The organism is Leptolyngbya sp. ST-U4 (assembly GCF_039962215.1).
In the GTDB taxonomy this organism is placed as follows: Bacteria; Cyanobacteriota; Cyanobacteriia; order Elainellales; family Elainellaceae; genus Leptolyngbya_A.
The window spans coordinates 1-16,301 of sequence record NZ_JAMPKZ010000040.1; the positions used below are offsets into that span (position 1 = coordinate 1).

The window sequence follows — 16,301 nt, forward strand, 5'->3', positions numbered from 1 at the left end:
TAATCTCAAGTCGTCTTTGCTCTCTTGAATGTTGATTTTGCAAACGCCAACCATACTCGTTAGCCCTCAATTCTCCTCCTCCCATCTGTAGCATATAAAAATTGAATCGGTATAACACTTTCGTTAAAACTAGTTTGTAAAAGATAATCCGCTTTGAAAAGAATCGTAAATTTTTAAAGATATTCCTTGTTCGGAAAACAAAGTGAAATTAATGCAAAATATAATAACCTTAAAAGTTTAACTGCATATCCTATCACCTATAAACTAAACTAATAAACCAATGAGTGAGATACAAAAGGTTGACTTAGGAATGCTGAATGCTTTTCTAAGCAGAAACGCAACGATCGATCTTCGTAGAATCGATTTGCGCCACGCTTCCAGTGTTAATAACTATGAATGGACTGGTTTTGAGAATAACAAAGATAATTTGGTAAAGCAGCTCAGGATATATCAAGGACTGCTATGGGTTGTACCGAATGATAGGGATGATCTTGCAAGAAAACTTTTGGAGAACAACATCCGATCTCCAGCACAAATAGCCAATGCCCCTAAAGAAATATTTATTCAAGACAATATAAGGATTTTTGATGATGATAGTGTACTCGCTGAAGAGGTTCATATGCGAGCTACAACCTTAATGAGTAAAATTTCTAGTTTTCAACAAGCTCGTACACAACAATTAGGGCTGTCTGCTAGCAGAGCAAGCACTGATTTAGAAAAGCTAAACGCCTTTCTTAAAAAGAATCAAGAGATTGACTTTCGTACAACAGATTTGCTTCATACTCCCACTATCGATACATATAAATGGGCTGGGTTTGAAGACGAAAGGAAAAGTTTGATCAATCAACTCAAAACCTATCAGCGAATGCTACGGATTGTTCCTCAAGATAAACAGAATCTCGCAAAAAAACTCTTGGAAAACGGTATTCAATCTTCCTTGCAGATTACTAGCATACCTAAAAACGTATTTATTCAAGATAATCTTGAACTCTTTGATAATGATAGCGCGATCGCTGAGCAAGTCTATATGCGCGCGCTTGCCTTGCGTAAAGCTGTTGCACTGCAATACATATCCTATGTACAGCAGGTACAGCCGCATAGTCGCACAACGAGATTTATACGTTAGCTGCTAACCAATTCAACCTTAAAGGTTTTTGTTCTCATCGTTTCTATGTCAAGGGTTCCCGTACCCATGTCTTGTGCATCGGCTCATCAACCGTTTATGGAGCGTAATTATCGTGAGTATGCAATCCAATATCCCCAATTACGCTGATTTGTTTGGTAATCTTGACTTTAAGGAAGGGGATGATGCTCGCTCTGTTTATTCCCCAGCAGCATACTTAAGTGACTTGCTGCAAATGCTAGATGATGAGTTTGATCCCAGCAGTATTGATTTTGATGCACGCCGAGGTGACATCAAAAATATCAATCTTGATGCCGAAAATACGAATACGCTGATTCCTTATCTCGATATCGTCAACGAAGTATTAGAAAAGCGTGTGGATTCCAGTAATGGAGCCTACACAGTATTGAAAAACGCAGTTTATCCCTTCAATATGCCGTTTTCGCTGGAAAACGAACAAATCAAAAACTATTTACATCACCTAACGATTTCCGCTCACGAGTTGCGTCACTTATTTGCGAAAGAACCCGATTATCACACCGTAGCTCGCGAATATTTGGGTTTGTCGGTAACGGAACTGGAGAGCTTAATAGAAACAGGAACAGAAACAGCGACAGAGGATGAAGTCGCTCGGTTCTATGGCTATCCAGACAATAGACGTTTTATCAGTGAGATATCTTCTGTTACCACTTTTATGGAGGTCGCAGGTCTACAAGCGCATGAAATGCGAGAGCTGTTATACCAAAAACTTTATGTTGAGCCTACTAACCATTCGATTGTCGAAGATGGTCGTGAGAATTTTTACATTAACACCGTTAATCCTGACAACGTTGGTTATGTCACTTTAAGCGATGATGAGACTGCACTGGTATGGCACAACAATGGCAATACAAGTGATCGTATCCCCCTTATCTGGTTTGCCCGCACTAGCCGCTTTGTTCGATTAGCAAAAAAAATCGGACTGAGCTTAACTGAGTTGGATCACATCTTGCGTCACTGCTGCAAGGTTAACGGCACCCCCACAATTGATAGAGATACCCTTGTTTTTATTACTCAAGTTATCTATATCCACAAGACTCTGGAACAGCCGATCGATACAGTAGTTGCTGTACTCAGCGAGATCTCTTTTGTTGGTAAGACGAATGAAAAGCTGCCACAGGATCAGTTTAACCAGATTTTTAACCTACCTTGTGTTTCAGTGAATGAAAAATACCTGCACATTGAGCAGGTGATGGGCGACATTCCTAAGCAATATACCAATTCTACCTATCACACCTATACTCAGATTGACTATCATGCGGATTTGTTCAGCAAGGACAATGATATTTACCGCCAACGCTTGCGTCATAGTCTGGGATTTACTGACACTGACCTGATCAACATTACAAGCCGCTTAGAGCTCGAAGAAGTTGCTGATAGTAGTTTGTGGAAAAAAACAGAAAATCAGTGGCAACTGCTGAATGTGCTTTATCGTATTCGGATCTTATCCGAAATGCTAAATGTGCATTTTCTGGAACTATTCACTCTGTTTGATCTTCTAGATCAAGATCCTTTTATTGGACAGAGAGATCCGCACACTTACTTTGTGTATAGAGTGCCTGGTACACAAAAGTGTTTTAGCATTTTCATGGCTAGTGTTAACCGAGCTAGCACCACGCTGGCAACTCATAATATCGGCGATCAGCTTTGGTTGCTGGAATCTTTGATCGCGCTAACCCAGTGGATGAAGGAATTCGGTTACTCTGCGGAGATGCTGTGGAAAATCGTCAATGGTGCTCCAAAGACCGATCGAGAAGCTGTAGAGCAGAAAACACAGGATCTGGCTCTGTATAATGCCCTACTGCAAAGCTTTAAAGCTAAGGAAATTCGCCCAGACACTCTGAAAGATGTGCTCGGTGATGAGCGAGCCTCTCACTTTGCGTTCAGCTTGATTAAAGATCGCTGTGGTGCCAAGAGTGAAATCCAGTCTTCTCATCATCAAAATTATCCCTTTAAGGAACTGAAGCATCTCCTGCTCGCTTATGATTCTCGTGAGATTGATGAACTAACCGAAGACTTTATCCAGCAACTCACTACAATTAGGGATTATGAATTTGTGAGCTTGCAGCTTGAGAGCAAGCTAAAAGATAAAATTTTCAACCATCTTGTTAATCATCAAGTCATTGATGGCAGCGGCAGGTTATTGACGGAAAGCCTGGTCGATCGCCGATTGCCACCCTTGTCAGCATTCATGCTGGAATATGATTTCAGCGATCTACAGCAGAGCGTATTTGAGCTGTTTCATCGGATTTACCAGGAAGATGCAGCAAGTCAGCTAGAAGCAAACGACACCATTGAAGTACAAGTATTTAAATCAGATTTAAAGGAATTGGGACTGACCGAAGCCGAATGTCGAGAACTCTATGATGATCTGATTTACAACGGCTATATTGATGAGCAGGGCTTTGCTAAAGATGTAACTTTATTTAGCGATATCACTAATGCTAGCCGCTTTACGCTCATAACTGGGTTATCAGAGCTTGTTCGTCCAGTCTACCAGTTGTTACAACAACAACTCGACAAATTTGAGGATAGCCAGGTAAAAATCAGCGAACAGATGTTTGCAGAGCTGAAATTGACACCGATCGCTTTGCAAGATCTAATTCGCAATCTTCAAATGAATCGCTACCTTGACGAGCATCTGTTCATTCAGGACAAAATGCGCTTGGTTGACGAAAGCCCCAAAGCCATGTCTCTGGCGCTACAGTTTTACCCCTATCGCGAGGCGCTCTTCAAAATTCTCAAGGATGCCATTGCTGCTGATCAGGACACCTGGTTACAAATTGATCAGACCGAATTGGGCAGAATTGCCGCAACCACTGTATCGCGTTGGATATTTGAAGACCTGCAAGGCAATTATCTCAATCATCAGCTTTTATTACCCCAAGCGAGTTTATTTTTCCAAGACGAAGCAAATCGCGATCGCTTTCATCTCCGCCCCTATTTTGAATCCACGAAAGCAGCAATTGTCTTCGACCATATTGCCGGTATTGTCAACTATGCCAATGCTTATCGTCTGCAAGATACCAACCTTACAGCTCTTGATTTTGACGATAGCGAAATTCGCGGTTTGAAACAGAACCTGGAGGCGATCGGCGTATTAGATGACAGCGGACTATTGCGTGCCGACCAAATTTCCTTCTTCCTTGTCCCAGAGAATGCAGCAGTTTTCAACATACCGGCTTTTAGTGATTACGACACCGAAATTTTCTTCCAGTTGTATGACATTGCTAAAGCGATTGATAGTACGGTTAAAGCGGTTCATCAGGCACTAAAAGAATATAGCGATGCCCAGCAGGATGCAGTTCTTGAACAGTTGCAAACCGTTTTAGGGATTGACCTGGACGCAATCAAGGTAGTGTCCTCAGCTATCTTCAAAACAGATACCAACCTCCATTTTGCTTGGTTGCAGCCATTGCTTGAGAATGCCAATGCCCTAGGTTCTCTGGATGAACTGCCTGCCAACATGCACTATCTCCAGGCAGTCAAGCGGATTCGGCAACTGGCTCTGTTGATTAATCAGCAACAACTCGATGTCAACGAAGTTTCTTTGTTCTTGAAGGATCAGGATCTGGTTGCCAAGTTCCCAGAGGATCTGATTTTGCCAGATGGTATCACCTCGATAGGCGCCGTCTTAATCAGCGAGGAGTTCATCTACATATTTAAGGAAAATAACTACTGGATTTATCTGGCAGAAGACTACACCTTGATCGACAAAAAAACGGTGACTGCTGGTCAGAAAGGTGACGATCTCCTGATTGAGCAACAAAGAGAGGATAAAGAACGGCAAAAGCGCCTGAAAGAAGATCCCATTCGCCAACTGTTTAAACATCAGAGGTTGAACCGGGTTGATGCCGCTTTTATCGATCGTTATGGCACCTGGGTTGTAGTCAGTGGCGAGTCTCATTATGTGAAATATGCCAATGCTGATACTTGGGACAAGCGCGAGAACCGCTTTGGGCAGGTAGATAACGACTTTGACACCTTAGAGATGATCGACGCTGCTTATGTCGATGCAGCAGAGCGGCTCTTCCTGTTTGTCAATGACCAGTACGTGCGCTATTCAAATGTCAATTTCATCCTTAATCCTGAAAGTCAGGAAAATGCTGTTCAGCCTACTGTCGATCAGGGCTATCCCAAACTCATTACCGAAGAATGGAACAACGAGAACCTACCCATTCAGCTACCGTCATCTTTCGATCGCGACTTAGGACCGATGTTTGACGGTTTGGATGGTCGTAGCTATGCCTTTCTAGAAAATCGCTATGTCTCTTCACAAGATGGACGTGTGCAGTCGGTTACTGAAATGTGGGGACACAGTAAATACGATTTTGGTCATGCAGATCACATTGACGCAGCATTGGCTAGCCAGGGGCACTACCTATTCTTCCTCAACGATAAGGTGGTTAAATACGCGGGCAGTATTGAACTCGCCAACCTACAGCCAGAAGCAGGCTATCCCAAATCTCTGCACCAAGAATTCCCTACCCTCCCCGACGAATTTGTTTCTGGTATTGATGCAACACTGCATGGACAGGACGATCGCATCTATCTATTCCGGAGTGATGATTATGTCGCGCTCGATTCAACAACTAAAATCCCGATAACTGGAGACGCCCGTATAAAGTGGGGAAAAGTCTTAAATGGGATTGCCGATAACGGTCGAGTGGACGCAGCCTTTGTGGGACTGGATGGCTACACCTATCTGTTTTCGGGTGACCACTACGTGCGCTACTCTGGTAGCGACTATACGCAGGTGGACGACGGTTTTCCACGCAATATTGCCCAGGATTGGGAAGGATTGACCCGTGTTAATGGGGCAGTTGTGTTGGGAAATAAAACATACTTGTTTGGTACAAACCGTGAGAACGAAAGCATTTACACAAGCTACTCTACCCTACGTCGGGATGAAGATGATTACTTAAAAGTAGACGCAGTAGATTCCAACGCGAGAACCATTGAAACAGTACTTGCCAATCGTCCAGATGTAGACGAGATTGAAGTATTTCCTGCAACAGTAAACAATGCTTTTTGGAGCCTGCCGGAGAGCTTCATAGGGGGTGCTGCCGACTTTCGAATTGATGCGATCATGAATGGTCCTAATGGCAGGATCTATCTGTTTGCAGGTAACTATTACATTGAACATAACCACGCTAGTCGCTGGTGGTCGGAGCCGAAAATTCTCGCCGAGCAATTCGATCGCTCCTTGGTTGGTATTAACGAAGGTGATCACATTACCGCTGGTTTTACCGGTACCGACGGTAAAACTTATTTATTCTACAACTCTAAGTACCTGCGCTTTTCCGACCCCAACCTGCATAGGCTTGATAATGGCTATCCTCGCTTAACCAACAAGTTTTGGGGAAAGATTCGTAACAATATCGACAGAACAGGTAAGGTTGATGCTGCTTTCGTGGTTGAATCTCGCTGGGAAGAACAGGCTGCTAACGGTCAGCTTGTTGATAGGACAGCAATGCATACTTATCTGTTCTCTGGCGATCAAATGTTCCGCTACGAAGGCAGCAACTACAGTACTGTAGAACCGGGCTATCCTCGTTCCACTCGCCGCTTATCCCAGGAACCTCGGTTTCGAGGAATGTCAGCTACTTTCCCTGATGGACTGGATGCGGCTTTTGCCGATCGACGCCAAGTTTATCTGTTTAAAGGAGATAGCTTCCATGTTGTCATTAGTGATGAAGATAACGACAAACATTATACCGATCACAACTTTGCCAATATTCAGGCAGTAACCCAGGAACGGGGTGTTAACTATGCGTTGAGCAGTGGTAGCTGGCAAAAACTCAACCACTTAGACGATCCCGTTTTGACCCTAACCCCTGCCACCCCACGGGCTGCACAAAAAGCTGAGGGCAAACTCGATGCTGCGATCAGTGCTATCGTGCGTGGTTCTGACGGTAAGAGCTACATCTTTGCCGGGGACAAGTACTACGATGTGGATTTAGGGCGGAGCTTTGCCATTGCTGATGTCTGGGGTCGATCGCGCAACCCGATTTATGACAATGAAACTATTGATGCTGCCTTTGTGGGGCGAGATGGGATTACCTATGTGTTCTCGGGTGAATGGTTCGTGCAGTACCGCTCTGGTAACTATGTGCAGCAGACAGTCATCTATCCTCCGCAACGCATCAGCGATAAATGGCAGGGACTGCGTCATGTTGCCCTGGCTTATGTGTGGGAAGAGGATACCTATCTATTTGAGCGACCCGATGCCAATGGTAACTTCCGTTATTTGCACTACACCGAGGATACTTACGATCGCCCTGAGCCTGGTTATCCACAAAAGGGTGATTACGGACTGTGGAACATTCCTGAAGCGTATCAGCAACAGAGCTTCGACAGCATTGATGCTATTTTTGTACAGGATGACACGCTCATCTTCATCAGTGACCAGCGATTTATCAGTTTTAATCTCAACACGAGAACCTGGGGTTATCCACAACCTTTAGCCCTGCTCTACAGTGGTGTTCCCTTTAACCGAACCGATTTTAAAGAATTGAAATCGGGCTTTATTGGTGCGAATGGAACAATCTACTTATTCAGCCAGCACTGCTATGTGTCCTATGACAGTAGTACCAATACCTGGACAAACGTCACCTCGATTAAAGGTAACTGGGGCTTGCAAACTAACGTCCTCAGTCAGGGAGTTGATGCTGCCTGGGTCAGCAGTGACGGTGTTACCTATCTTTTTGCCAGAGATTCCTATGTGCGCTACAGCAGTCGAGATTACAGCTATGTAGACGAAGGGTATCCCAAAGCCATTGCAACCTATTTGCGTCAGGAAGCAGCCTTTGGGTTTATGTCCAGAGAGTTCCAATCCTACCTGGATACTCTGGAAGCCGAATACACCCAAGCCGATCAGCCCTTTGCCTTCTTCAACGGATTGCTCGATAATGGCCGCTGCCTATACTTTTTCACCCGTAATACCCTCTTTACTGGCAGCCCTAACAAATATGTGTTGTATGACATCGATGGTTTGGGTCACATTGACAATAATTTCACGGCGGGTGGCTACGTTGATGCGGCATTTGTTGATGCTGAAAATAAGCAGACTTACCTGTTTTCAGGAGAGCAGTACATTCGCTACACCGGCGATCACTATCGTTATATCGACGAGGGTTACCCCAAAATCATTGCTGAAAGCTTAGCCGCAGAATTGGGGCTAGCCCGCCTGAATGAAATTTATCGTGATGGTATTGATGCAGCATTCTACCTCTCCAATCTTGGGTTGGTACTCTTCAACGAACGCCGATATATCAACGTGACTACTGCTGATGATCGCACCCAGAGCAGCAGTGAAGGCGATATTAATCAGGTTTGGGGGAATCTTGACAATACCTTTGCTGCTTCCGATACCAAAGCGATCGATGGTGCCTATGTGGATCGCGACGGTGCCCTGTATGTCTTTAAAGAGCAGCAGTTTGTGCGGTATAGCGACACCACTGCCCTGTTTGCCCTAAATCCCTACAATGAAGCCTGCTATGTGGATGGGGAATACCCGCGCTACATCAAGGAAATTTGGCCCCAGCTAGACGCCACTATCCTGAAAGCAGAAGGGGTTGATGCTGTATTTCAATTCGAGGACGAAATCTACTTTCATACTGGCGTTAATTTTGTCACCTATAACCTCGACCTCAGCGACCACGATGAGCACAAGCCTGGGCAAGTCTTATCTTACCGCTGGGGAGAATGGTCAGATTACCTGTTGAGTGATGTACGTGCTATCAGCCGCTTCAAAGCTTTGGGGCAGCGCTTTACAGGAGGTGAGCTCACTTTAACAGAGCTGGTCAGCAGTGCTAAAGGCACCATATCAGAACCTTACATGCACTTTGCTGCTATCTTCGGATTTGAGAAGCGAGAGGTGCGTTGGGTTAAACAGCGGAATGCCTTCCTGCCTGCATCGGTGAATGATGTGGAAGAGGATTTTCAACTGGAATTGGTGCTGCGTCTCTACGACATTCTTGCTACGACTTGCCGTCTCCATGTGGATGTATCGGCCTTATATCACAGGGTTTGGCTACCACTTTATGGCAGCAATCCTGATGTTGAGGCTGCTGCTAAGGGGGCTTACGATGTTCTGGTTGCAATCAACTGTGATAATAACTACGCTACTCTCGTCAACCAGATCGTCAATGAATTGAATGTGCTCAAGCGGGATGCCTTGGTGTCCTACGTAATCGCTAAAGACCCCGATATCAGCACTACCCGTCAGCTCTATCAGAAATTACTGATCGACATTCAAATGTCCAGTGCCGCTGAAACTTCACGAATTGAGGAAGCGATCGGGGCTGTCCAGCTTTACTTGCACCGTTACTTTATTAATCTAGAAGACATTGCCCTGGATGCCGCCGATCAACAAGCTGCTCGTTTGATCCTGAAAGATCGCTGGCAATGGCTGCGAAACTATCGTGTGTGGGAAGCAAATCGTAGAGTCTTCTTATACCCCGAGAACTATATTCGACCTGAGTTACGCAATCCCAAAACTGCTGCTTTTCAGGCATTGCAGGATAGCCTGGCTCAAGGTGAGCTGACTGAAGCTACCGTTGAAGACGCTTATCTTAAATACCTTGATAGCTTCACTGAGGTCTCTGAATTAACTATTGCTGGAGGCTATGTTTACGACGATAACAGCTCAGGCACAGACGACAAAAAGTTGGTTCTTTTTGGACGAACCCGCACCGCTCCCATGCGCTATTTCTACCGCTTTGGCACGTTTGTGAACGGTGATAGTACTGTGGCTGTCTGGGAGCCCTGGGAAGAATTAGACATTAGCATCAAAGCGACCCGCGTAGAGCCAGTCTTTGCGTTTAACCGGGTGTTTGTGTTCTGGACGGCATTAGACGAAACGGCAAAAGATCCATCTGCAGGAAGTGTGGTGGTTAAAGACGTACCCGATAGCGGTGGCAAAAAAGAAGTGTCTTCCTCAGTCGAGATTGTCAGAGAAATCAAGGTCTATTTTTCCTTCTACAACCTCAACAAACGCTGGACACAACCCCAAACCCTGAAAACGACGTTTAATGATATTGCAGAGTTAACGTTCCCAAACCAGTTTATTTCCGATGTGGAACTTTTCGTTGAGAACTCTACTAAGCTAAAGCAGGCTGCAACCAACTATACATATGAAAACATCCACATCACTGTGCGCTTTTACCTGAGTGAAACGGCTACTCAAGAGGGACGCAAACTCAATTACCGAGCGTTTAACCTGATGCCCGAGCTGTATTCGCAGAAGGCGACGCAGCAAACCATTGACAACCGGGGTCAGATCATGTTCAAAGAGCTTTTCCCTAATGAGTTTGTTGCCCCTAAAAAGATCGAAGATGCCAATATCGTAAAGCTTAACTACAGTGACAACTCAATGGATGGCCCTTGGTTTGCCTATAACCATAAGGGATGTGGCTTCTTGGTTAAGCCAGATGCGAGCGCACTATCCAGTAATACTCAGCTCGCCAGACCAAAAAACCTGCCTGGACTGCGTACAATGCCTGGTGCTCATATCACGGCTGCAGTACAGGTAGAGCAAGATATTTACTATTTTCTGGACAATCAGACCTACATCAAAACCTCTGCTGATCGCACAACGACTCCCACTGCCGAGCCTATCAGAAACCGATGGGGAATTGATGCCCCAAGCGAGATGGAAATCGGAGGTATTGTTGATTCGGCTTTTGTCATCAATGGTTGTAGCTATCTGACACTCAATGAACAGATTTACGAATACGATGGAGCGTCTTTTGATAGCTTGGTTAGAAAACCCTACGCCCTGTCAATACTGATTAGTAATTTGCCTAGCAATTGGAGCAAGATTGATGCTGGCTTTACGAATATCAATGGGGTTCACTTCTGGTTTAACAATGATTTAGGGGAGGTATTGCGCAGTGATTTTGGTACATCACAGGGCTCAATTCGTCACAGTTTTGGTCACTCTAGAGGCGACGCACTAGGCAGTGCAATCTTAGGAGCAGTTGTCTTTAATCGTGAGCTACATGTCATTCACAGAGATCCGATAACCAACGACGACTTGTATACCGTTTATACGACGATCGGCGACAACATTCAAAGCACTCAAAAGGAGCATACTACAGTTAAGATGGTTCTAGAAAGCCTCTTTGGCAGCTCAGTTGACAATGTTGAGCGTCAAGGCAATAAGTTGACCAACATGATGGTGATTGATGGGGGTATCTGGGTCGTTAACGCCAGTGGCGATCGCTACTATGTGAAGGATGGCAACAGCCAGGACTCAGCGCCAGGTCCTTTTGAGGGCAACCAGGATGACCAGAACTGGACCTCTGGCTTTAGCTATAGCGATGCAAATCACACTGTATACTACCTCGCTTTCTACAGTGAGTATGGTCGCATCAGCAACAACGGTAAAAGCTTTGCGAGAGCCTGGAGGAGAACGGGTACATCTAGTAATTATCAGTATGAGTCTGTAGACTTTGGTGGCAATAGTGGGTTGGATAGGGTTTTAGGGCAGTCGAACGATCGAATCGTCAGGGGTGAGCTTGACGAAGAATACGGCTTTGATGTTTCTACGCTCTACAACACAGATGTGACGATCACAGGAGCCTTTACCACTGCCAACAGTAACTACCTAATTATCATCACTGATACGAATACATTCCACCTGTTTGATAACACCCAGAGGCTCCCTGAAATTCTTGCCCAGTTGAAGGATAGCTCTGAAAGTAGAGATATTTTTGATCTCAGAGCATCTGTTTGTCTCGGCACCGCTCCTGTCAATGCAATTTGGCGATACAACCGAGTTGATACTGCTTTTATCGGTGCAAATAATTTGGGTGTTACCAACGCATTGTACTTATTCTGCGGCAACCAATACCTGCGGTTTACTCCTACAGCAGATGGCGAATTTAGCGGCACGGCAGACACTGGCTATCCCAAACAACTATCCACCAACAATGAAGGCTTTCCGCAATGGACACAGCTTGATGCAGCATTTACTTCGCCAGATCCTACTGCTGAGAGTCAATACATTTCCTATTTGTTTAACAACAGCACCTGTGCATATTACCGGAGTGACACAGCAGCGACTGGAACGACAGTAGGGGTTTGGGGAGTATTCCTAACAAACCTGGAGAAAACTCAGAAAGTCAATGCAGCTTACCTATCGGGTGGTAATTTATATCTGCTTGTCGATACTGAAGTTGGTGGTAAAAAAGGAACTGAATATTATCGCTACACTTTGCAATCGAGTGCTGGTAACAATGACCCGATTCCTCGCTACATCCATAATGATTATCCCCGTGCGTCTGTCAATTTTGACAATTTTATCAATGCAGCTTTTGTCTTAAATAAACACGTTTATCTATTCTCGGGCACGGAGTATTTTCGTCTAGGTGAAAATGTTCATGAACCTACCGAACTCAGTAAAAAGTCGTCAATTGCCGGTAGTTGGGGCAATATTCCCTCAGACATTCGAAGGTTTGGTCCTGATGCTGCGTTTCAGCATACTGATGCTAGTGGCAAGAAAACCTTGTATCTGATTCAAGGCGATCGCTCCATCTCTTATAACATGAGCGATGCGAATGAACCCAAACCCTACGAATTTGACAGCGTCAAGTACGAGATCATTCGTCTGACTTCTAGCACTGCTGAAGTACTTAATCAACTGCTGTTTGTGGGTGGCATTAAGAACCTGTTGCAAATGTCAACTCAGGAAATGGACGAGGTTCCGACCATCAGCTTTAATGATCCAAAACCGCGCAATATTCAACTGAACTCAGACAAGTTCGATACAGAACCGACAAACAACCACCTCGACTTTAATAGTGCCAACGGCATGTACTACTGGGAGGTATTCTTCCACGCTCCCTTCCTGATTGCACAGACCCTCAACACCAATCAGCAATTTGAGTACGCCAAACAGTGGTACGAATATATTTTCGATCCGACAGAAACCTCGGATTACTGGAAGTTTTTGCCCTTCCTGGCTGCTGACCCAAATGCGCTGATCTCTACCCTCAGTAATGACCTAGATGCCTTTGATGCCTTAACCCGCACCAAGAATACCGATGGGGATGAACACAGCCATAGTACGGTAATCGCTGCCCGTGGAGCGTTGTCAAGCCTTGCGGCAAAATTGGTATTTTATCAGGAAGTCTTTTTGGGTAAAACAGATATCACTTTTTACGAGACTTATGACCTAAAGCTGAAGACCGTTGCTAATATCAATGCCCTTGAACCAAATGGGAAGGGTTTAGTGATAGTTGCGAAAATCGGAGATTCTTATCACGTTCGCATTTTTGACAAACTTGAGCAAAGGGTCGTTGATAGGAGTGTGGATTTTTCAAACAATGAAACGCTGACTAGAGAATTACGTGAAGCGTTCAACACTCAGACACTCACAGCCACGAAAAAGGCAACACTTATCCACGACATTACATCAGCCATAGAGTTTAGCTATAAACTCGCCGACATTACCCGATGGTCTGCCTTTATCACTCTGGAATCTGCCATTGACAATCTCAATACAAGTGCCGCCACCATCAGTAGCAATAACCCGCTTTTGGTGAGGTGGCAAAGTGAAATGCAGGAAGTATTGGAGATTATCAAACAGCTTGATTATCGCATTGACCTGATGGGTAACTACGACGCACAACTCGCTGTTTATTTAGAAGATCCGTTTGATCCACATGCAATTGCAGCACTGCGTCCCCTGGCGTATCGTAAAGCGATCGTCATGAGCTACATCGATAACTTACTGGATTGGGGTGACATACTCTTCCGGCAATACACCCGAGAATCCATTCAAGAAGCAAGGATGCTCTACATTCTGGCTCATGACCTTTTAGGTGAAAAACCAAAGAACATGGGACAGGTCGTTCTAAGTCCCACGAAAGCCTACAAAGACTTTAAGCACTATACGGGCAATACAGGCAATGTTAAAGAAGACTACGACTTTTTGATTGACCTGGAAAACAGCTCTACAAGCAGTAGTATTGTCCCTTACGAACAGAGCCTGAGTTTTGCTGCAACTCAGTTTGATACCATTACAAATCCTTACTTTTTCATTAAGGAGAACGAACTCTTTACCGAGTATTGGACGCGGGTGGAAGACCGCCTTGCAAAAATTCGTGCCTGTCTGAACATCGATGGTGTGGCTCAACCACTGCCTTTGTTCCAGCCGCCGATCGATCCGATGGCACTGGTTGCTGCCGCGGCGAGTAAGGGAGGAATAGCAGCAGCAGCGATGGCAGGCGGTATGGTGAATGTATCAGATTACCGGTTTGATACGCTCATGGCGAAAGCCCAAGATCTGGCGGGCAAGCTAAAAAACTTGAGTGATACTCTGCTCTCAGCATTAGAGAAGCAAGACTCCGAAGAACTCAGCCTGCTGCAACATACGCAGGAGGAAATGATGCTCGATCTGGTTACAGTGCTAAAAGATCAGCAAATTCAAGAAGCAGAAAACTCCTTGCAAGATATGGAGACAAGCAAGCTTCGGGCTCAAGATCAGCTGAATCACTACACCAAGTTAATTGATGCTGGTTATTTGCCTGAAGAGCGTATTCAAATCGCGATGATGGGTGCGGCAGCCAGCGTGTATGGTATAGCGGTGTTAAGCAAGGTTGTTAGTGGTTTGTCCTATGTCCTTCCACAATTTACAGCCGGTCCCTTTAGCTTTGGTGTCACGTCCGGTGGGCAAAACGTTGGTGCTATGTTAGCTGAGTTTGGGGAAGCTAAAGAATCTTTGGCAGAAGGGCTAAGCATGGGTGGAGAGGCAGCTGGAGTCGTAGGACAATTCAAGCGTTCCACTGAAGATTGGGATTTGCAAAAGAAAATGGCTACTTGGGAGATGACGCAACTTGCTCATCAAATTGATGCCCAAATCTGCCGTATTGCAATGGCAAAGCAAGAGTTGCTGATGCACAAAAAGGAGATTGAAAATAGCAAGGCGATCGCCCAGTTTATGAAGAGCAAGTTCTCGAATGCAGAGCTTTATAACTGGATGAGCGGTAAACTCTCCGGTCTATTTTTCCAAACCTTTAAACTGGCGCACGACTACGCCAAGCAAGCGGAGCAGTCGTTCATCTTTGAGAAAGGACTCCAGGCAGGTAAAGTCAACTACATCACGGGGATGTACTGGGATAGCCAACGTAAAGGGCTGCTCGCTGGGTACTCTCTAGAACTGGATCTCGATCGAATGGAAAAAGCCTACGCTGAAACCGACAGTCGCCGCCTGGAAATTACAAAGAATATCTCTTTGTTGGAACTGGATCCTTTGGCGCTATTAGCTTTAAAGACTCAAGGGGCTTGCACCTTCCGCCTGAGCGAAGAGTTACTTGACTACGACTTCCCCGGTCATTACAACCGCCAGATCAAATCCGTATCCCTTGCCTTTGATATCGGTGAAGGACAAAGCGTGAACGCAACCTTGACCCAACTCAGCAGCAAACTGGTGATGGATACTGACATCAAAGCGGTGAAACACCTGATCGATCCTGCCAATGAGTCTACCCCGAACGTGCGAGCTAACTGGCGGGCTAGCCAGCAAATTGCCCTGTCTCACGTTGACCAGTACACCGAGAACAGCGGTATGTTTGAGCTGAACTTTGGAGATGAACGGTATCTGCCGTTTGAAGGTACAGGAGCCGTCTCTACCTGGCGGTTGGAGCTCAATGGCAAAAAGGGGTCTTACAATCCGGCTGATTTGCTGGATGTCACAATTAAGTTACGCTATACCGCCAAACAGGGTGGCACTCGATTTGCCAATGAAGTCAAAGGCGTGCTCAAACCCTACAACGCTACCAGCTTCTTTGACATCGCTTATAACTTCCCTGATGAGTGGGCAGCGCTAACCTCTGGTGACAGTGATGAGGTCAACATTACTTTTACGCGGGAGATGTTCCCCAATATGAACAGCAGCAAAATTATTGGTTTGCTGATCCGTTACCAGTATGACGGCAGTAACAATAACGGCAGCAACAGCGGTGCGATCTTCACCATTAATGATCTATCCGCGCCCAATAATACTTATCTGCAACCCAGCACATTAAGCATTGGGCAGAAAGGAAGCGAGTGGATCTTCACATTGAAGGGTGATAGAACGGCTTTGCGAAATGCAGAGATGGTTTTGGTGTACAAGGCGAATGTTTAGTCA

General features: G+C 45.3%; 2 protein-coding genes. Both read left to right on the top strand.

The window, feature by feature from the left end; genetic code table 11:
* Positions 1–280 precede the first annotated feature (280 nt).
* Positions 281–1,126, top strand: a complete 846-nt coding sequence (locus NDA02_RS25320; RefSeq protein ID WP_190794950.1) for a hypothetical protein — start codon at positions 281–283, stop codon at positions 1,124–1,126.
* A 118-nt stretch (positions 1,127–1,244) separates the two neighbouring features.
* A complete protein-coding gene (locus tag NDA02_RS25325; RefSeq protein ID WP_348256157.1) occupies positions 1,245–16,298 on the top strand; it encodes a hemopexin repeat-containing protein in 15,054 nt (5,017 codons plus the stop codon).
* Positions 16,299–16,301 lie beyond the last annotated feature (3 nt).